This is a genomic window from Desulfuromonas soudanensis (assembly GCF_001278055.1).
GTDB classification, from domain to species: Bacteria; Desulfobacterota; Desulfuromonadia; order Desulfuromonadales; family WTL; genus Deferrimonas; species Deferrimonas soudanensis.
Map to the genome: position 1 here is coordinate 796,448 of NZ_CP010802.1, position 19,811 is coordinate 816,258.

General features: G+C 58.0%; 17 protein-coding genes. 10 read left to right on the forward strand and 7 right to left on the reverse strand.

Annotated features, from left to right (window positions below; translation table 11 throughout):
- The first annotated feature begins 199 nt into the window (after window positions 1-199).
- Complete coding sequence (locus DSOUD_RS03370) at window positions 200-1,531, forward strand: tetratricopeptide repeat protein (protein WP_053549678.1); 1,332 nt, start codon at window positions 200-202, stop codon at window positions 1,529-1,531.
- A 113-nt stretch (window positions 1,532-1,644) separates the two neighbouring features.
- Here DSOUD_RS03370 and DSOUD_RS19120 read toward each other — a convergent pair whose 3' ends face one another.
- The 6 genes from DSOUD_RS19120 to DSOUD_RS03395 form a co-directional block, all read right to left on the reverse strand.
- Window positions 1,645-1,815 (reverse strand): type II toxin-antitoxin system RelE family toxin, encoded by a 171-nt coding sequence (locus tag DSOUD_RS19120; protein ID WP_082351384.1) that lies wholly within the window; start codon window positions 1,813-1,815, stop codon window positions 1,645-1,647.
- Window positions 1,805-2,104, reverse strand: a complete 300-nt coding sequence (locus DSOUD_RS03375; protein ID WP_053549679.1) for a type II toxin-antitoxin system RelE/ParE family toxin — start codon at window positions 2,102-2,104, stop codon at window positions 1,805-1,807. Before DSOUD_RS03375 ends, DSOUD_RS19120 begins: the two co-directional genes overlap by 11 nt.
- Window positions 2,101-2,373 (reverse strand): YlcI/YnfO family protein, encoded by a 273-nt coding sequence (locus tag DSOUD_RS03380; RefSeq protein ID WP_053549680.1) that lies wholly within the window; start codon window positions 2,371-2,373, stop codon window positions 2,101-2,103. Before DSOUD_RS03380 ends, DSOUD_RS03375 begins: the two co-directional genes overlap by 4 nt.
- 109 nt (window positions 2,374-2,482) lie before the next feature.
- Entirely contained in the window at window positions 2,483-3,853 is a 1,371-nt protein-coding gene (locus DSOUD_RS03385) for an MBL fold metallo-hydrolase RNA specificity domain-containing protein (protein ID WP_053549681.1), read from the reverse strand.
- A 401-nt stretch (window positions 3,854-4,254) separates the two neighbouring features.
- On the reverse strand, window positions 4,255-4,803 hold the full coding sequence (locus DSOUD_RS03390; protein ID WP_053549682.1) for a prepilin-type N-terminal cleavage/methylation domain-containing protein: 549 nt from the start codon (window positions 4,801-4,803) through the stop codon (window positions 4,255-4,257).
- A 702-nt stretch (window positions 4,804-5,505) separates the two neighbouring features.
- The gene (locus DSOUD_RS03395) at window positions 5,506-5,823 is read right to left on the reverse strand and encodes a cytochrome b5 domain-containing protein (protein WP_082351042.1); all 318 of its coding nucleotides are present in this window, start codon (window positions 5,821-5,823) and stop codon (window positions 5,506-5,508) included.
- 694 nt (window positions 5,824-6,517) lie between these two features.
- Here DSOUD_RS03395 and DSOUD_RS03400 point away from each other — a divergent pair.
- The gene (locus tag DSOUD_RS03400; protein WP_053549683.1) at window positions 6,518-8,866 is read left to right on the forward strand and encodes a multiheme c-type cytochrome; all 2,349 of its coding nucleotides are present in this window, start codon (window positions 6,518-6,520) and stop codon (window positions 8,864-8,866) included.
- A 254-nt stretch (window positions 8,867-9,120) separates the two neighbouring features.
- On the opposite strand, the gene DSOUD_RS03405 is transcribed toward DSOUD_RS03400, so the two are convergent.
- Window positions 9,121-10,947, reverse strand: a complete 1,827-nt coding sequence (locus DSOUD_RS03405) for a tetratricopeptide repeat protein (protein ID WP_053549684.1) — start codon at window positions 10,945-10,947, stop codon at window positions 9,121-9,123.
- Between the two features lie 401 nt (window positions 10,948-11,348).
- Here DSOUD_RS03405 and DSOUD_RS03410 point away from each other — a divergent pair, with 401 nt between their 5' ends.
- From DSOUD_RS03410 to DSOUD_RS03445, 8 genes are all read left to right on the forward strand, one after another.
- The gene (locus DSOUD_RS03410) at window positions 11,349-12,323 is read left to right on the forward strand and encodes a radical SAM/SPASM domain-containing protein (RefSeq protein WP_053549685.1); all 975 of its coding nucleotides are present in this window, start codon (window positions 11,349-11,351) and stop codon (window positions 12,321-12,323) included.
- 70 nt (window positions 12,324-12,393) lie between these two features.
- Window positions 12,394-13,758 carry a flippase gene (locus DSOUD_RS03415; protein ID WP_082351044.1) on the forward strand — a complete coding sequence of 455 codons (1,365 nt, stop codon included), beginning with the start codon at window positions 12,394-12,396 and terminating at the stop codon, window positions 13,756-13,758.
- Window positions 13,759-13,800: 42 nt separating this feature from the next.
- Complete coding sequence (locus DSOUD_RS03420; RefSeq protein WP_053549686.1) at window positions 13,801-14,499, forward strand: methyltransferase domain-containing protein; 699 nt, start codon at window positions 13,801-13,803, stop codon at window positions 14,497-14,499.
- The gene (locus tag DSOUD_RS03425) at window positions 14,492-15,472 is read left to right on the forward strand and encodes a polysaccharide deacetylase family protein (RefSeq protein ID WP_053549687.1); all 981 of its coding nucleotides are present in this window, start codon (window positions 14,492-14,494) and stop codon (window positions 15,470-15,472) included. Before DSOUD_RS03420 ends, DSOUD_RS03425 begins: the two co-directional genes overlap by 8 nt.
- The gene (locus tag DSOUD_RS03430; RefSeq protein WP_053549688.1) at window positions 15,472-16,752 is read left to right on the forward strand and encodes a glycosyltransferase; all 1,281 of its coding nucleotides are present in this window, start codon (window positions 15,472-15,474) and stop codon (window positions 16,750-16,752) included. The genes DSOUD_RS03425 and DSOUD_RS03430 overlap by 1 nt, the downstream gene beginning before the upstream one ends.
- Window positions 16,749-17,702, forward strand: coding sequence for a glycosyltransferase family 2 protein (locus DSOUD_RS03435; protein WP_082351046.1), 954 nt, complete (start codon window positions 16,749-16,751; stop codon window positions 17,700-17,702). The genes DSOUD_RS03430 and DSOUD_RS03435 overlap by 4 nt, the downstream gene beginning before the upstream one ends.
- Window positions 17,699-18,496 carry a glycosyltransferase gene (locus tag DSOUD_RS03440; protein ID WP_053549690.1) on the forward strand — a complete coding sequence of 266 codons (798 nt, stop codon included), beginning with the start codon at window positions 17,699-17,701 and terminating at the stop codon, window positions 18,494-18,496. The genes DSOUD_RS03435 and DSOUD_RS03440 overlap by 4 nt, the downstream gene beginning before the upstream one ends.
- 34 nt (window positions 18,497-18,530) lie before the next feature.
- Window positions 18,531-19,628 (forward strand): DUF2304 family protein, encoded by a 1,098-nt coding sequence (locus DSOUD_RS03445; protein WP_198300356.1) that lies wholly within the window; start codon window positions 18,531-18,533, stop codon window positions 19,626-19,628.
- Window positions 19,629-19,811 lie beyond the last annotated feature (183 nt).

Sequence of the window (19,811 nt, forward strand, 5' to 3'; positions counted from 1 at the left end):
CTTTCGCTGGACGTGTCCCACCTTGAAGAAAGAGTCAGACATGAAGCGTTATCTAAAACCGAAAGTGGTGGGCAGCAGCATCGTTCATCCCTGCTGACGTAAGTTGAAAGGGCCGGATCACTCCGGCCCTTTCTTTTACGCCCCTTTGAAGATATCCTGTTGTAGTTCGCCTGAATTTTTTGACCAAGGAATGATCTGGATGATACGTATTCTCGTCGTGCTGCTATTCGGCCTTTTTGTGTTCGCCTGCACTCAGGAGAAGACTCCCGAACCTGTTCCGCAAAATTCTGTGAAAACTGCCCAGGTTCAGACCTTGAATCTGCTCTCTGACCCAATAGAGTTGCAGCGTTTTGAGTGGACGCCCCAGGTGCTGATCGCCTGGCGGAGTTTTGCGGACAGCAAACCGACCCTGCTGCTGCTGAGCAACGATCCGCTTCTTCAGCCTGTCCCTGAGGCGTTACGAGCCGAAGTGGCCGAAAAGCTCAAAGAGGCAGATCTCGACCTGCTTGCAGAGTGCGGGTCGATGCGCCGTGCTGATCCGTTGCTGCTGCGCGACATGACCCTCGATGCCGCCTTGCGTGCCGGATATTTTGCGCGGGTGGTGTGGGCGATTCCCCAGTTGGAGGGGGGAGCGCAGGTGGACGCCAAAGCCCTTGGCCTGCAACTGTCAGACGCTGGACTTGCGACTCCTGACGAAGCGGCGAGCCTGCACCAGGTCGGGCCGCTGGTTGAAGGGCGACTGCGGGACACGCCGTTCACCGTCGGGTCACTGTCGGCGCTTCAAACTCTCAACGGGCCGGTGGTAGTGCATATCGATCCGAGCTATTATGAGAAGCTCTACAGAAACGAAATCAGAACCCCGCTCCTGCCGCTGGTGAAGACAAGCCTGGAGCAGCTCAAGGCCCTGCAATTCAAATCCCTGGGACTCTCCTATGCCGATGCCAATCTGGATATGCGCTTTGCCCTCGATGGCCGTTACCTGGGTGACTTTTTGGCGATGATGATTGCTGATCCGCAAAAGCTGGGAGAAGAACTCCCCGAGATCTGGAAGGGGCAGGCGGAAATCCTCTACCTTAAGAATTTTATGCAAAAAGAGAAGATTGCACAGATCACCAAACAGATGGTCACCACCGAGCCCAATTCGGCATGGGTCAGGTTCACCCTTTTCCGTGCCGCGCAAGAAAGCGATGAGGGTGAAACGGCGCTTCAGGCTCTGGCGGAAGCGGTGCGGCTTGATCCGGTGTATGCGCTGGAATACGAAAATCTTGCCGAACAGGCCTACGACAAAGGTCGGCCGGATGCTGCCCTGCAGATGCTTCAACTGGCCACCGAGACTTTCCCCGACAATCCGCTCATCCGTCTGAAAATCGCCCAGCTTTCCAGCGAACTCGGCGACCGTAAGACGGCTCTGCACCTGGTCGCTCAGCTGCAAAGACTCCCCTGGTCGCCGGTCTATTATCCGGAGATGCCTGATTATCTGAAAGGGTTCGCCGCCCATCTTGAGGGGAAAAAGCCGGCTGTTTCGCCGTGATTTCCAAATCAAAACGTCGCGGGTGCCTTGCCTACTCAAAGGACCGACGGTTAAACAAAAGAGGAGACCGCCTTGGCGGTCTCCTCTTTTGTTTTCTCTCCTCTACTCCACATTTATTTGTAGACCTCGCGGCGATTGCCGATCCTAACTACGAGGACGCATAAACTGGTGCCTTGTATCTCGCAGATGATCCGGCAGTTACCAACACGGTAACGCCAGAGTCTTCCCAGATTGCCGGACAGTGTTTTTTTCCAGTCCCTCGGGGGGACAGCCTTATTCGTAATCCTCTTCTCGTTGGTGCCGTACCGCTAAAATGGTCACCGTCCGCTCGTCTTCGATCTCAAAGAGTGCGACATAGCCGCCGGCACCGAAAGAGAGGACCATTACGCGAAGAAACGGGTTTTCAGGGGACACCTTGCGACAGGTGAAGGGGAAGTCCTGCAGGAGATCCATCCCTTTCTTGATCGTCGCCAGCGCCCGTCGAGCCGCTTCCTGGTCTTTTATTACCAGAAAGCCGTACAGCCGCAGGAGGTCCTCTTTTGCGGCCTTTGTGTAACGAACACGATAACTCACCGGCGCGTCCTGCTGTCTGACTTGACCAGCAGCGCCTCCATTTCACTCAAGACCTCATCCGCGGCGAAATATTCACCTGTCTTGCGAGCTTCATCGCGAGACGCCAATCCTCGAGCGATAAACTCCTGCCGGGACTTCCTCGATTGGATGCTTGCGCGCAGAGCTTGCTCCATAAAGCTGGACAAGGTTTCCCCCTGATGCAAAACGCTTTCGGCGTCCTGGCGTAATTCGGGGTCAACCCGAAGTGATGGCAGGGATGCTGTCTTCATGTTTGCCTCCTTGCGTTGCATTTGCAACACATTCTACCGGCGTGAACTCCTGGTGGCAAGTCGATTGTCATTTTTTGGGGATTGGGAGGTGCGATGGTTCAAGGGTGCTTCAATCGACACCGATCCCCATCCCCATCCCTCGAAATTTTCCGGCCAATTCGTTCCGGGCTTCGTCCTCTCCATGCACCAGGCGGATCTGGGACGGTTTGATGCGCATCCCTTTGACGAAGTTGAGGAGGTTCTGCTGGTCGGCGTGGGCCGAGAAACCGCTGAGGGTGTGGATGCGGGCGCGGATGTCCACCCGCTCTCCGTCGAGGCGCACGTACCCTCCTTGCGGCCCGTACTGCTGAATCTCCCGTCCCGGGGTGCCGGAAGCCTGATAGCCGCAGAAGAGGACGTCGGTGCGGGCATCGCCGAGGAGGGCGCGCAGGTAGTTGACGATGCGGCCGCCGCTGCACATGCCGGAGGCGGCGATGACGACGCAGGGGCGACCCTTGCGTTTCAGATAGTCGACGACCTGCAGGTGGTCCTGGTGACTGTCGACGGTGGTGAGCTGCTCGAAACTTAAAGGGTGGCGTCCGGAGCGCAGCTTCTTCTGCGCCTCGGCATCCCAGTAGGGGCGTAAGCCGCGGTAGAGATCATTGAAGCGGCCGGCCAAGGGCGAGTCGACGATGATTTCCAGCTCTTCCCAGGGGAGGCCGGCGGCGGCGAAGCGCTTGCGGTTGCGGTGGATGATCTCTTCGATTTCGTAAAGAAGCTCCTGGGTGCGGCCGATGGAGAAGGCCGGCACCAGGATGGCGCCCAGGTCGGTCAGTGCCCGTTCGATGACCTGGCGCAACTGCTCGCGACGCTCACGGCGCCCCTCGTGGAGACGGTCGCCGTAGGTGCTCTCCAGAACCAGCAGATCGGCGCGGTAGGGGGCTTTTGGGGCCGGCAGCAGCGGCGCATAGGGGGCGCCGAGGTCGCCGGAGAAGACGATGCGTTTTTTTCCCGTGGACGTTTCGGCATCGCACTCGATAAAGGCCGAGCCGAGGATGTGTCCGGCCGGTTGCAGTCGAATCTTCAGGTCGGCCTTTCCCGGCAGTTGTTGCCACGCCCCGTAGGGGAGGGGACGAAGCTGCTTTTTTATTTTTCGCAGCAATTGATCGATGAGCGGCTGCTGGCGGGTGATGCCGAGGCGGATGGCGTCCTCGAGAATCTCCGGGAGGAGGAGCGCCGAAGGCTCGCTGCAGTAGATCGGCCCGTCGAAGCCGACGGCGAGGAGGTAGGGGATCCGGCCGCAGTGGTCGATGTGCACATGGGTCAGGACCAGGGCGCGCAGTTGGGCGACGGGGAAATCGATTTCAGGGGAGCCGGCATCGTCCCCCTGCGGCAACCCGCAGTCGATGAGGAGCCCCGAGCCGTCGGCGAGGCGCAGTTCGTGGCAGGAGCCGGTGACCTGAGTGCGGCCTCCGTGGTGGATGATCGGTATTTGATTCATAGAACCCCCTCCTTCAAGAGGGGCCTATTGTTAATATATTTTCACCATCATCGCAAGCGATGTTTTTCCAGAAGTGTGTCCTGAAGGTCCAAGACAAGATTTTCGTCGCGTCGTCGCGTGAAACAAGCCTTTAATTGGCCCTGTTGTAGGGATACCCCTTGCGGGTATCCTGTCCGGGGAATCGGTGTCAAATTAAATACAATCGGGCATCCGGAAGGGGTGCCCCTACAACGTCGAAGACCTGACCCAACCCTTGCCTCACGCGACGCCGCAACGACGCAAGGTTTTTTAAAGTCTTGCCCGCAAATTGCTAACCGGACAGTCCTGAGGTCTTTCAAAAAAGCAAAAGGCCGGTGAAGAGGAAGTCCTCACCGGCCTTTTGCTTTTTGCGGTCTCAGTTGTTACTTGACGCGGATGCCGATGTCGTCACCCAGGGAGGAGACGGAAAAAATCGGCGTTTCCATGATCCCGTTAGGGCCGGCCGAGAAGACAAAGGCCGGGTTTGTGTTGTCCGTCGCGAAGTTGTTGGCGGCGACAATGTAGGCATTCCCCCAGGGGTCGGCGGTGACGACGGGGATATAGGGGCCCTTGAACATCTTGGCGTTATAGCATCCTTCGTCATCGATCATCAGAACGTCGCTGAAATTCATGACGTTGGTGGTCTGAAAGGCCATGTCGGTAAGTCCGCCCGGGAGACTCCCTTCCCCGCGCAGGAGCTCGGTGTTTTCTGCGCAACCCGCCCCGGAGAGATTCGGCCAGACGCCGAGGTCCTTGCGGAAGGTGAGCATGGCCGAGCTGATCGACTTGCAGTCGGCTTCGGCGCGGGCGACCTTGGCCTGGTCAATCTGGCTGAAGACCATGGGGACCAGAACCCCGGCCAGAATGGCGAGGATGGCGGCAATGACGATGACTTCGATGAGGGTGAAGCCGTCCTGGCTCTTGAGTTTCATGTTCTGCCTCCTGTGAATGGTTGTATTCGTATTGATAGGGAAGATAGCGCTCTGAATCAGATCCTCTCCTTAAACGTACGGGATGTACGAAACGGCCGCGATGGAGAAGGTTTTTTTTGACCGTCGCCTCCTGATTTTAATGGCCGTCGCGTCAATCTGCCGACGACGATCTATGCTTGTGCAAGTCCCGCGCCCAAAGTCTGAAGAGGAGAAAAGGCGCTGCCGTCGTTTTTTCCCGGAGGGAGGTTCGGGATGGTCTGTATTTTGCAAAATTCAGCCAAGTCTTAGGAATTGTAAACATTTTCCGGTATTCTGCGGTCAAAGGACGGAGAGGGCCGGTTGAATGGCTGAATAATTGACAGGAGTACGACTCGATAACCTGAAAAAGGGAGGAAGACCATGCAGAAGTACATGAAGCCGAAGGTCGTGGGGAGCAGCAACGTTCACCCCTGCTGAACCGCAAAAAAGAGAAGGGCCGGGAGATTTTCCCGGCCCTTCTCTTTTTTCAGCAGTTTCTACAAAAGAAGACGAATCGTTCTGAACCCTCCTCCCGCCCTCCCATCGAAGACCCAAATCCCGTCACCCTTTGGTGTCTCCGTGTCCTGCAAGCTAAACCTTCCGGCTTTTTGTTGCGATCTGTCAAAGAACTCATGCCGGCATGAAGGCCTGTCAAAATCCCGACACGGCGTTGCTCCCCCCTTTTCAGCGCAGCAGCAGGGCGAGGACGCCTCCCAGCACGGCGATGACGATGGCCGCCACCAGCACCTTCCCTCCTTTTTTAACCTCCTCCGCTTCGTCCTCCTCGATCTGACCGATCACCGGATAACGCTCGATGACCGCCCGCACGTGCGGGGCGTCCTGCAACTCCTCCGTCAGATCGGCGCCGGCGCGGTGCATCCCCTGGTGATCCCCTTTTTGCCACAGAGGGCTGGAGGTGAAGTCGTAGACGTTGCCGTTGACCGCCACGCAGGCCTTGCGCCCCTCCTGTCCGTCGCACTTTGCCAGTTCTTCGAGTGTCATTGTTTCCTCCGCGGTGTCTGCCGGGTTTAAGAATTTCGGTCGCCGCTTTTTCCGCGCCGATTATGACAAAGACTCCTCTCGCCCGTCAATGGACCATTTGCCGGCAGGGGAAAGGTCGGGGCCTGGACCTGTCAATTTTTCGCCCCTTGCGTCAAATGGCAGGAATCCATGACTGAAGACTTCTGACCCTCCGGGAAGGGCACCCTGGTGTCGAATTAGAGCCCTTCCCTCGGCATGGGGGCGGTGGACCCTGTGAAATTGCGGGATGGACTAATGGGTAAATATCCAGTGAACGGTAAAGTTAATTAGATAGGGATAAACACTCTGGAGGATCGCCATGTCTATATTCCTTGGCTTTGTTTTTGCACGTCATAAGCCCTGTGTATCCGAAGAGATATATTGTTTTTTGAATGATTAGAGGTTGGCATTGATCCTGGAGGGCAGGTCGTTGTTTCAAGTCCGTTGGAAGATTTTATATGTTAAATCTCCGAGGTTCACTTTCGGTATTCTCTAAGTGGACAATTTTTGTTTTTGAGATATGCTTACAACTTGAGTTTCATTCCGTACATTCGCTCCCAGACATTAAGTAGCAATCATTCAATTAAACTGTTAACCATTTTATCAATCTGTTAACGCGGCCCTTCCCTCAATCCCGAGGTTCGGGTCATTCCAACAAAGAAGAAGGAGGAGTAACATGAAGGGTTTTACAAGACTTCTGGTAACAGCCATGCTGTTTGCCACCGTGGGTCTGTTCGGTTGCGCCGATGATGGATCGGACGGCGTCGCCGGCGTGGCCGGCGCCTCTGCCTACGAGATCGCCGTCGCCAACGGCTTCACCGGCACCGAAGCAGAATGGCTGGCGACCGCCAACGCCAATGCAACCTTCCCGGTCGAAGCTTGCGGCACCTGCCACGCTGATGGAAAATCGGTTGGCGTCGATGTAATGCACGCCTCTTCCAGCACCGGCGACATTGCCGTCAGCAACATCGTAATTGACGACACGACCGCTAATCTGGTCGTCACCTTCAACGTCAAGATCGATGGCGCCAATAAAACGGGATACTATGATTTCGTCGCCTCCGATTATCGTTTGACGGATGTCGCCGGCGCCATGACCCGCCTCGACCTGTCGACCGACGACGGTATCACCGTCGGACTGGTCGCTGGGACCAACGGCAATTACACCCTCACCCTGCCGGGAATCGGCAGCCTCGGGACGCCCCTTGCCGCCTCGCGTTACCTGATTCGGTTGTATAACCAGGCTGATTCGGCGCTCGCCTCAGCAGACCGCCCGGCCGGCTATCGCGCCATGGTGCTGTTTGACTATCCGGTTGCTCCGATCACCGACGCACTCGGTAGTACTTCCACCTCCTGCGCCGATTGCCACGGCTCCTTCGGTAATGGCTTCCATTACGGGTATCCGTCCTACGGCGGCAAGACCTGCACCGTCTGTCATGATGCGACAGTAAATGGTTCTGTTACTCCGGTAGTAAACAACTACCCTTGGTTGGGGGAAATGGTTCACGGCATCCACAGCTCGGCCAATATGCCGGCTGGTCAGTTCGCCCTTCTTCGCAAAGACGGGACACCTCGCGGCGACATTTACGCCATCGCCTTCCCGTCCTACATGAACAACTGCAGCATCTGTCACGAAACCGGAACTCCTCTGGCTACCGTGATTGCCGAACCGATGAGCTACGACCTCTGCGTCAGCTGTCATGGCGACATGACCGGTTTTGCCCACCTCCCCGTAGCTCCTGATCACTCGGGCTTTACGACCGCCACCAACTGTTTACTCTGTCATGACGGCACGACGGTCCCCGATACAGCGGCGGGCTTCCACAATGGTCTCACCACCGAGCGTGCCGGTCTCCTCTGGGACGGCTATGATGCTTCGGTCACCCAGGGTGCCCGCGTCAACCATCAGATTACCGGTGTCGTCCGCACCGGCGACGATCTCGCCATCACCTGGGGCGCAACCGTTGACGGCGTTGCAGTCGATCCTTGCAACACTACCGCCACCGTGGATGCCCCGACCTTCAACGCCGGTTACAGCGTCCTTAAAGCCTTCTTCACCGGCGACGATCCGGCCAATGCCGACAACGGCGCGACTTCACCCGGCCAGCCGAACAGCACCAATCTGGACTTCACCGCCGTCACGGGGAACACCGCCTGCGTGGGCAATGAAGCCACGACCACCATTACTCTGACTGCCGCTGAAGCCGCACTGACGGGTACTGCCAGAGTCGCCCTGCAGGGCAAGCCGAACCTGTTCTTTGAGCCGGCTTCCATGACCACCGGCACCACCATCCAGGTTCGCGCCAAGTCTCCGATCTATGACTTTGCTGCGGCCGACGGCACAGCCGCAGCGGCTCGTCGTTCCATTACCGACACCAGCCTCTGCCTCAACTGCCACGTCGGTTCCCTCTACCAGCACGGCGGCAACCGCGTTGACAACGTCGAACTGTGCGTCATGTGCCACAACGAAGCGTCCAGCGAGCAGAATGTCCGTGAAGGCTACGGCGTCGATGCTTCCGAAGCCTATGACGGCAAGTCTGGCCAGACCTACGGCTTCAAGTCGATGCTCCATGCTTTCCACGCCTCCGGCGAAGCTACCAAGCCGATCGTCGTCTACCGGACCCGCGGCATCTACGCTTTTGCCCCGACCCGCGACATGCTCCCCAACTGGCCCGGCGAAGGATCGCAGGCAATCTTCGGTTCCGACGATGGCACCGGAGCCCCGGTCATGCAGACCCATAACTTCGCCACTGCCCACTATCCGCGCAACCTGAATGACTGCTCCGCCTGCCACACCTCGTCATTCTCGGCGGTGCCTGACCAGACCAAGGCCATTGCCACCACCGTCTATGCCGGTGCAGCACCTTGGGACAACCAGCTCGACGATGCACTCCAGGGTCCGGCTGCCGCTGCCTGCCTGAACTGCCACCAGTCGGCCGCTGCCATGTCCCACGCCTACAAGGAAGGTTGGTTCCCGACCTACTTTGAAAACGGGCGTCAGACCATTCTCGACGCAGCAAAGTAAGCAGCAACTGACCACTGTTTTATAATCGTCAGCTTATGGCGGAGGAGATTATCTCCTCCGCCATTTTTTTGTTCTAACTCTTCTTTCAAGTGTTGTCATCCCTGTGGGGCTGTATCAAGGATCCGGTTGTTCGATCAGACAGGAGCATGAGTTCCTGATAGAGTCATTCAGGAATGGCGGTTAGCTGATCGGTCTATTGTCTCGAATGACAGGAAAAATCTTCTGTGGTGGGGCGGTCTGATGCAAAATGATAACTAGGGAACCTTAACCATTCGGCTGATTTCTCCGTACAGCAATAGCGCTTTATCGGGATCGATCCGTTCGAGGGCGGCCAGTTCTCCTCTGGCCGCAGAGAGATTGCCGACAAGCAGATAGGCCATGCCGAGGTTGTAGCGGACATTCGGTCGATTGGGAAACCGCTGCCGAATCCGTTCCAGATGCTCGACCGCTTCGCGCGGTTGATTCGTGTAGATCAGGGCAATAGCCAGATTTGCCTCGGCGTCCGTCAGTTCCGGATCAAGACGAACCGCCTGTCGTAGAGGCTGGAGAGCTTCTTGGTAGTGTCCGACCATGAGGTGGGCCAGGCCGAGATTGTGCCAGATCTCGGCATTTTCAGGATCGAGCTTGACGGCCTGCTGCAAGGGCGGAAGAGCCGCTTGTGCTTTGTCGGCACCGATCAGTGCGGTCCCGAGATTATACCAGGGCCTCCATTTCGCCGGCGACTTCCGTGTGGCGTCCGTCCAGAGGCTCACTTCGCTTCGCCACACCCGGTTGCGCTCCCAGGTGGCAACGGTCAGGAGGGCAATGGCCAGAAAAGCCGCCGGCAGTATAAGCCGGGCAACGAACAGGGCCGGAGCTTTCCTCGCCAGGAGGACAATGAGAACGGCAAGGGCTATAAAAAGGCCGATGGATGGCAGGTACAGACGATGCTCGAAGATGACGTCGGCGAGGGGCACAAGCCCAGATTCCACGGAAAGAGTCAGGAAAAACCAGACGATGCCGAAGGCGACAAGCCGCGCTTCGCCCCCGGTTCCCTGTTCCTGGTCAATATCTTTCGGCCGGTATCCGTACAGGTAAACGGCAAGGGAAAAGAGTGCGCCAAGGAGTAAAAAGGAGAGAAAGACCGGTGGGGTAAAAAAGGTCGTGTAAACCGGATAATCATAATCCACATTCTGTCCGACCGGCAGGATCAGCAACCGCAGATAGGTGACGATGACCCGGATCTGGGTCAATAGATAATAGATTCTTGGGAGATCGGTGTGCGCCCGCAGGTGCTCTTCGAAGCCGTTGGCAAGGGGATCGACGGCTTCGGAGGTGAGAATGCTCCAGGGGATGAGCGGCAGGGTCAGCAGCAGCGGCAAGAGATAGCGCATGCGGCGGAGCCACTTCCCCCGGAAGAAGCTTGCCTCGTAAAGGAGAACGACAAGCGGCAGGGTAAAGGCGATCTCCTTGGTGCCCATGGCCAGAAGCGCGGCCACCACTGATCCGGCCAGCAGCAAAGGGGCGCGGCGACGTTCAGCGGCCGGACCGGACTCGCCTCTGACCGTCAGCGGCAACGTCTCGAACCTCAAACGCGCCGCGGCGTAGAGCACCAGGGACAGCAGGTAGAAGAGGGTGGAGAGGGAGGCAAGGCGCTGGACGATATAGGTGACCGCCTGGGTCTGGACGGGGTGGGCGATGAAGAAGAGGGCGGCCAGGAGGGCGACTGTCCCCGCCTGCGGGGCCAGACCGCTTGCGACCAGCCTTGGCGTGCGAAAAGTCAGACGCACGAGGGCATAGACCAGCAAAGCCGTACAGAGATGGACGGCCAGATTGAAGAGGTGATAACCGGTGACATCGAGTCCGCCGAAGCGGTAGTTGAGGGCAAAGGTGAAATAGCCGACGATGCGGCGGGGAAGGAAATCATAAGCAGAACCGCCGGGGAGGAAATTGCCGAGGTTCCGGATGATTTCGTTGTTGGCAATCGATTCCAGGTCATCGATGACAAAGGGAACCTTGAAGCTGTTGGCATAGGCCAGGGACCCGAGACAGAGGATGAGCAGGACATGGCAAAACGGGTGGCGGATAATTTTCTTCAGCATCTTATCCCTGGAATGCGACAGCGGTCTGCGGCGCGGCCATCGTCTGGAAAGTGGCGGAGGGCGGGGATCATCGAGTCAAGGAAAACGCGGGGTTCATCATAGCCCAGGGGTTTGAAATGTTCAAACCCTTATCCGGTGGAACGTTCGAACCTCCGTTGCCTGCCCCCGCGTCGGTTTTTTAAAGTTCTTGTGTTTTATCAGCTATTTGTCTATTGTCAGACAGGAAACAATATTCACCCTGGCCAGGCCCCGGGCGCCCTTTCAAAGTGACCCTTATGAGATCTGCAACACGAAGGTTGAAAACGCTTCTGCTCGGTTTGATGCAGGCGCCCGGGAAGACCCTCACCGATATCCTTGGGGTTGTTCGGCCGGGGCGAGGTGACGAGGCCCAGAGGAGGCGGTTGCAGACGCTGACTCGTGAGGCGCCGCTGATTCTGCAGATTGAAACCACCAATGTCTGCAATGCCGCCTGTATCTTCTGCGCCTATTCGGCCATGCAGCGCCCGAAAGGGGTCATGAGCATGGCCTTGTTCGACAAACTCGTAAACGACTATGCTGGCATGGGCGGCGGCCCCGTCTCCCTGACGCCGGTGGTCGGCGATGCGCTGCTCGATCCCCATCTGCTGGAACGCCTTCGCCTCCTCTCCGCTCATCCCCTGGTCAACCAGATCACCATGACGACCAACGCCATCGCTCTTGACCGGTATGCCGACGACGAAGTCCGCTTTCTCCTTGAGTCCCTCGACGGCATCCAGGTCAGCATCGGCGGCCTGGACGCGGAAACCTACAAAACGCTCTACGGTGTCGATCGCTTCCCCCAGGTCAAGGCGGCAATGGAGAGGCTGCTGACACTCAAGGATGGAGTCGAAAGCGGAGCAAACCTCACCTTTGCCTTTCGCACCAACGACTGGACATTCGAGCTTCGCTTCAAACGGCAGCTGGACGAGTATCGGCGCCGCGGTGTCTTTGTCAGCCATATCTGGACCTATGCCAATTATTCCGGGGTCATTAAAAGCGACAGCCGCATGAATCTCCAGGTCAATGAGACGGAGGCAAAAACAACCACCACCTGTGTCTATCCCTGCGTCCACATGGCCGTCTGCTGGGACGGACGGGTGACGGCCTGCGGCTGCGCCGATTTTGAGGGGAAGAGCCTCTGGGTCGGTCAGGCGCAGGAGAATTCTCTGGCCGAACTGTGGCACGGGGAGAAACGGAGCCGAATTCTGGAATCGTTCACCTCCGGACGACTGACCCCGATCTGCCGCCAGTGCACGGCCTATCAAGCGGATACCCTCTTTGCCCAACCGCTATTCAGGGACGTCATCCCCCGACAGCCGCTCACCCTGGAATATCTGCACAACTTCTGGGGTGGTTGAAGTCTTCGGGCGGCGGCTGACGAGGGGTGGTGATGTCCCGGCAGAATAATCCACGGAATTCCAGGGTCTGATGAGCGAACACCATAACAGCGATGAGCGCAAATTCCGCCTCTGGATGAGATGGCTTCCGGGGATTTTCAGGAAGAAGCTCGAAGAACGCGATGATCTGCAGAAGGTCATCGGCAACACCGGTTGGCAATTTGTCGACAACCTTGTCCGGATGGGGATCGGACTGCTGATCGGCATCTGGGTCGCCCGCTATCTCGGGCCGGGCCCCTTCGGTCTGCTCAGTTTCGCCCTGGCTTTTGTCGCCCTCTTTTCGCCCCTGGCCTCCCTGGGTCTCGACGACATTGTCGTCCGCAACCTCGTGCGCGATCCGACGACGCGGGATGAGTCCCTGGGGACGGCTTTCGTTCTGAAGCTGATCGGCGGCATCGTCTCCCTGGCCGCGGCGACGGCGGTGATTTTCGTGCTGCGGCCGGAGAACGGCCTGAGCCGCGCTCTGGTGGCGATCATTGCCGCCGGGGCCCTGTTCCAGGCCTTCAACGTGATCGAGTTCTGGTTCAATTCGCAGGTCCAGGCCCGGTATGTCGTCGTTGCCCGGAGTACGGCCTTCCTCTTCTGTGCTGGCGTCAAGGTCGCTCTCATCCTCGGCGGCGCTCCGCTCATCGCTTTTGCCTGGGTCGGCACGCTGGAGTTCCTCCTCGGCGCACTCCTTCTGGTTCTCGTCTACCGGTCCCGAGGTCTCAACCTGCGGCGGTGGTCGAGCCGCCTGACGAGGGCGAAGACGCTGCTGCGCGACAGCTGGCCGCTCATTTTATCCTGCATCGTCATCATGATCTATCTGCGGATCGATCAGGTCATGCTCGGCGAGATGGTGGGGAGCGAGGCCGTCGGCGTCTATTCGGTGGCGGTTCGTCTGACCGAAGTGTGGCTCTTTATTCCGACGGCCATCTACTGGTCCGTTTTGCCCAGTCTCGTGGAAGCCAGGGCGGCAGGCAATGACCTCTTTTATTCGCGGCTGCAGAAGTATTACAATCTGATGGCCCTGTTGGCCTACCTCATAGCCATCCCGGTGATGCTTCTGGCCAGATGGCTGGTGCTGTCCCTCTTCGGCTCCCCCTATGAAGAGGCCGGTCTGATGCTGGCCGTCATGATCTGGGCAAATCTCTTCACCTTTCTCGAGGTGGCCCGCAGTGCTTTTTTTAATGTGATGAACTGGAACCGCATCTATTTTGTGACGCTCTCGCTCGGCGCCGCCCTCAACGTCCTGCTGAACTGGCTGCTGATCCCCCGTTACGGCGGGCTCGGGGCGGCGATTGCCACCTGCGTCTCCTACTGGTTTGCGGCCCATGGAGCCTGCTTTCTCTACAAGCCGCTGCACCGTACCGCCTTCATGCTGACCCGGGCATTGCTTTATCCGAAGCTCTGGTAGAGTGTTGCGAGTCTTGATCTGGTCAACCGACCGAGGATGACAATGTTCGAAGATTTCATCAGATACCTGACCCGCAAGAAGACCAGGGTGGTGTTCAACGACCTGACGGTCAACCGGCCTGTCAGTTCCTTCTTCGGCCTGGATCGGGGAACGCCCATCGACCGCTATTACATCGAAAAATTTCTCGCTTCACGGGCTAATCTCGTCCTCGGGCGGGTGCTGGAGGTCGGAGACGACACCTACAGCCGCCGCTTCGGCGCCGGGAAGGTCACCTCTTTCGAAGTCCTGCACGCCACTTCGACGGCGCGCAGCTCGACGATTGTCGGAGACCTCACCGACCCTTCCACCCTGCCGAAAAATGCCGTCGATTGCTTCATCTGCACCCAGACCTTCAATTTCATTTTCGAAGTTCAAAAAGCCATCCAGGGCGCCCATGCCCTCCTTAAACCGGGAGGGGTGCTGCTGGCCACCGTCGGCGGAATCAGCCAGATCAGCCGCTACGACATGGACCGGTGGGGGGATTACTGGCGCTTTACCACGGCGTCCGTCGAAAAACTTTTCGCGCCGGTTTTTGCCGGTGGTGTGGAAATTCACACCTTCGGCAATGTCCTGGCGGCAACGGCCTTTCTCCAGGGGCTGGCCGTCGAGGACCTCCCCGATCCTGCTCTCCTCGATGCGGCCGACGGCGACTATCAACTGATCATCGCCATCGTCGCCCGAAAAAGCCTGAACCATGGGTGACGGGATCTATCGCACGGTTCTCCCGGCCTACCGGTTTCTGCAACGGTTGAAAAACGCGGCAACAGGGCTCATCGATCCGCCGGTGGTGGTCCTTCTTTTTCACCGGGTGACGGTTTTGTCGTCCGATCCGGAGCGCCTGGCCGTCTCCCCCGATAATTTCCGGCGCCAGATGGGGTTTCTCAAAGAGCGCTTCCGTCTGGTCAGGCTCGAGGAGGACTGGTCGGCCCTCTCCGAACCGGCCGTGGCCGTGACCTTCGATGACGGCTACGCGGATAATGTCCTTGAAGCCCTGCCGATTCTCGAAGATGTCGGGGTGCCGGCGACCTTTTTCATCAGCACCGGCCATATGGGCACCGACAAGGAATTCTGGTGGGACCGGATGGAGAGAATCCTCCTCCGAGGGGTGAATCTGCCTGCGGCCTTCACCCTCGTCGATTGTCGGTACGGCCAGAGTTGGCCGACGGAAACCGCCGCAGAGCGCCAGACCCTCTACCATGCCCTCAATGCCCTGGCTCAAAAAGTCGAGATTGGGCGGATTGACGGCTGGCTGGAACAACTCGCCGCATGGTCCGGTCAGCAGGAAGGGGGCGCGGGGGTGAACCGTACCCTGACCCGGGAGGAGCTGCGGGTGCTGGGCCGGAGTCCCTGGGCCACCGTCGGCGCACACACCGTCTCCCATGCCGCCCTGTCGGCCCTCAGCACCGAGCGGCAGCGAGAGGAAATTTTTGTCTCCAAAGAGACGCTGGAGAAGGAGCTCGATAAGAAAATAGAAGTCTTCTCCTACCCTTTCGGCAACCGGGCGCACTACAACCGCGATTCGATTGCCCTTTGTCGCCAGGCCGGCTTCCTCAAGGCCGCCGCCAATTTCCCCGGCCAGGTTCACCGCTGGACCGATCCGTACCAGCTTCCCCGCCGGGTCGTACGCAACTGGGATCTGGACACATTTGCCGGTCACATGAAGAACTGGGTCTGATGAACATCCTGATGCTCAATGAGGCCGACGGCGGCGGCGGGGCTGCCAAGGCGGCGTTTCGTCTCCATTGCGGACTGCAAAGGCTTGGCGTCGATACGCGTCTTCTCGTCCAAAAGGGGACAAGCGGCGCCCCGGGAGTTCTCAGCACGGCGGCGCCGGCGGGGAAGATAATCCAGGCGCTCAGAGTGCATTTGGATATGCTGCCGGTACGCTGCACACCGAACCGGCCCCTGCTGAACTTTTCCCCCGCCTGGCTGCCGGACCGCGTGACCGGCCAGGTGGCGGCAATCGGGCCCGATGTGATTCATCTCCATTGGCTGGCGGCGGGCTTTCTGCGCCTGGAAACTCTTCGCAAACTGAACCGGCTGAATAGGCCGCTGTTGTGGACGCTCCACGACTCCTGGGCGTTTACCGGCGGCTGTCACGTCCCCTTCGAATGTACCCGATATCGTCAGAGGTGCGGCGCCTGTCCCGTCCTCGGCTCAAGCACTGAAGGCGATCTCTCCCGCAAGGTCTGGGAGCGAAAGAAAAAAGCCTGGGAAAATCTCGATTTGACCGTTGTCGCCCCCAGTCGGTGGCTGGCCGACTGCGCCAGGTCGAGTTCCCTCTTTTGCGATGTCCGGGTCGAGGTGATCCCGAACGGACTGGATACGAAAATCTTCAACCCCATGGACAAGGCCCGGGCCAGGGAATTGCTCTCCTTGCCTCAGGACAAGAAGCTTATCCTTTGCGGCGGAGCCGGAATGAACCTTCAGGCCAACAAGGGATTCGGCCTCTTGAAATCTGCCCTGCGGTCCCTGGCCTCCACGGACTGGGGAGGGAAGGCAGAGCTGGTCGTCTTCGGTCTGTCCGGTCCCGACGAGGAGCGAGGCTCCGGTCTCAAGGAAAACTACCTTGGATGGCTTCAGGACGAAGCCTCTCTGGCGGCGGCCTACTCGGCCGCGGATCTCTTTGTCATACCGTCCTTGCAGGAAAATCTGCCGAACACGGCACTGGAGGCGATGGCCTGCGGCACCCCCTGCGTCGCCTTCGAGCAGGGGGGGATGGCCGATTTGATCGACCCCGGGCAAAACGGTTATCTGGCGAGGCCTTATGATATCGAAGACCTTATGAGCGGGATTCGCCTGATTCTGGAAAACGACGGGTTGCGATCTGCGATGGCGCAAGCCTCCCGGCTAAAGGTCGAAACAACCTTTGCTCTGGACATCGTCTGCCAAAGGTACGTCGCCCTCTATCAGGAGTTGATCGGGGACATCGGAGGGGAGGCATCAGCTTCATGAGAAACGCACCTTTGTCCGGATTGCCCAAAAACGAATGGCCGCAGGTGACACTGATTACGCCGAGCTACAATGCGCGCCCCTATCTCCGTGCTGCCATCGACAGCGTTTTAGGTCAGGATTATCCGCATATTGAATATCTGGTCATGGATGGCGGCTCGACGGACGGTTCGGTCGAACTGCTCAAGGAATACGCCCCGAGGCTGCGCTGGGTCAGTGAAAAGGATGGGGGGCAGGCCGACGCCATCGCCCGCGGTTTCGAGCAGACGGGCGGCACGATTCTCGGCTGGCTCAACGCCGATGACGAGCTCAAACCCGGCGCTGTCCGCAGCGCCGTGGAAGCCTTTCAGGAAAATCCGAATGCGGCGCTGATTTACGGCAATGCCGATTTTATCGATGCCGACGGATGCATTCTTGGACCCTGCACCGTCGTTGAGCCTTATTCAGGGCACCGTCTCCTTCATTACGGCGATTACATCATTCAGCCGGCCGCCTTTTTCACCCGCCAGGCGTATGAAGCGGCGGGGGGATTGAACACTGCACTCAACTGGGCCATGGATTGGGATCTGTGGATCCGTCTGGCAGAGGAGGATGGCGTCGTCTATATCGATAAGCTCCTGGCCAGCTACCGCTGGCTCGGTTCAAACAAGACCGCCGAGGGAGGTTTTCATCGACTCGCGGAGATCGAAACCGTCGCCCGGCAATACGGCTGCCACGGCCTCCCCGCGTACTTTCGCCTCGAACAGGCGCGACTCCTTGCCCTTCAGGCAAGTCAGAATCTGAAACAACGGCAACTTGTGCCGATGTTGAAAAACCTTGCCAAATCCGCGACAACGGTTTTGACGTCCTGGGGGGCGACAACAAGCCTGTTTACACCCCATGTCTGGCGGAATTATCGGACCGCCCAGATGCTGTATCGCCATGTCGAAGAGTTGAGGTCGGATCGATCATGACGTCCCAACCGCTCATTTCCATCATCATGCCCTGCTACCAGCAGGTGAAATTCCTCGAAGAGGCGGTCCGTTCGGTCCTTGATCAGGAAAATGTCGATCTTGAACTGCTGGTCATGGACCCCGGTTCGACGGATGGCTCCAGGGGATTGCTGCAGTCCCTGCGGGAGATCTACGGGGAGCGGCTGCAACTCCACTTTTCTCCCGACGAGGGGCAGGCCGACGCCATTAACCGCGGCATGACCCTGGCCCGCGGCACCATTCTCGGCTGGCTCAATTCCGACGACAGGTTGCGTCCCGGCGCCCTCCGGCAGATTGTTTCCTTTCTGAACGACCCTGAACCCCGTTGGCTTTACGGACGCTGCGGCATCATCGATGAGAGGGGGCGGCAGATTTCCCCCTATGTCGTGTGGTACAAGAATTTTCGCGGCCGCCGCTTTACCTTTTTCAAGTTTCTGACCGAGGATTTCGTCCCGCAAATGGCGACCTTCTGGAACCGACCCCTATGGGAGATATCAGGAGAGCTTGACAAAATGCGGCACCTGGCCATGGACTATGACCTCTTTCTGCGTTTCGCCAAAATTTCGGATCCCGCTGTTTGCAAAGAATATCTGGCGGATTTCCGGGTCCACCGTGAAGCCAAGAGCAGTCTGAGAACGAAGGCGCATCTCGAAGAGGCTTTTTTGACTGTATGCGAGCATGCAGAACCCTGCGGGTGGAGAGGAAAAATATCCCTGGCCCTCCACAGGATTTATGCCGTGCGCACAAGAATTATCTACCGGCTGACAAAGCCCTGATGCCATCCTGTCGACGGATGCAGGCCGGGAGGCCATGATGATACCGGGTTCCTTTTTCGTAGATAAAATCCAGATTTTCTCTATCATTTTCAGTCTGTTTATCTTCTTTTTCATTTTCAGCCTGGTGAAGAACAAGCGCATCCGGGAGGAATATTCTCTCCTCTGGTTCGCCCTGAGCCTCTTCCTGCTCTACCTTTCCTTTGACCGTTTCGCCATTGACCGGCTCGGGCAGTTGTTCGGCGTCGCCTATTCTCCCAGTGTCCTGACGCTGCTGACGACCGGTTTTACCTTCCTCCTCCTCATCCACCTGACCGTCGTTGTGACCAGGCTCTCCGAGCAGAGCAAGGAACTGATCCAGGAAATGGGTTTGTCACGGTGCGGACCCGCGGAAAAAAGTTCCGAACTCCTGGTCATCGTCCCTTCCTACAACGAGGAAGAAAATATCGCACAGGTCATCGAAGATCTGACGAGTATTGAAATACCCCTTGATATCGTCGTTATAAACGACGGTTCGATGGACAATACTTCTCATGTGGCCCGGTCGGGGAAACGGGTGCTGGTCATTGACCTCCCTAAAAATCTCGGAATCGGCGGCGCCGTGCAGACCGGTTTCAAATATGCGGAGAGGAATAACTACAACTTCGCCGTCCAGTTCGACGGCGATGGCCAACACATTGCCGGCGAAATCCCCAAACTCCTTGAGGCCCTTAAAGGTCCGCAGAAGGCCGGCATGGTGATCGGTTCCCGGTTTCTGGAGTCCCGGCAGGGGTACCGCTCGACATTTCCGCGGCGTATCGGTATCCGTCTCTTTCAGACCGTCAATTCCCTGCTCATCGGCCAGCGGGTGACCGACAACACGTCGGGATTCAGGGCTTACGATCGTCGGGCCATCGAATTTCTGGCCAGATACTACCCTCATGACTACCCCGAACCGGAGGCGGTTATCCTCCTCGGTCGGAACGGTTTCAGGGTGGCCGAGGTGTTCACTGTCATGCGCTGCCGGCAGGGGGGCGGTTCCTCCATCGCCGGAATCATCGGCGTCTATTACATGATCAAGGTCCTTCTGGCTATTCTGATGACGGCCCTCAGAAAGCCGGTTCCTGGTGGAAGAAACGGACGGTGTAGAGGTTAGGAGAGAAAACCACGGTCTGCCGGAAAAAGTTGCCCCGAGGCTTGCGCGCAGGGTCAATATTGCTACAATCTTCGAGATTGCATTGGTCACGGCAATTGTATATAAAGGTGAATATTCTAGGCGGACTCTATTTCCTGTCCCCTGTATTTTTAAAAATTTCAAACAGTTAGGCTGTGTATCTGT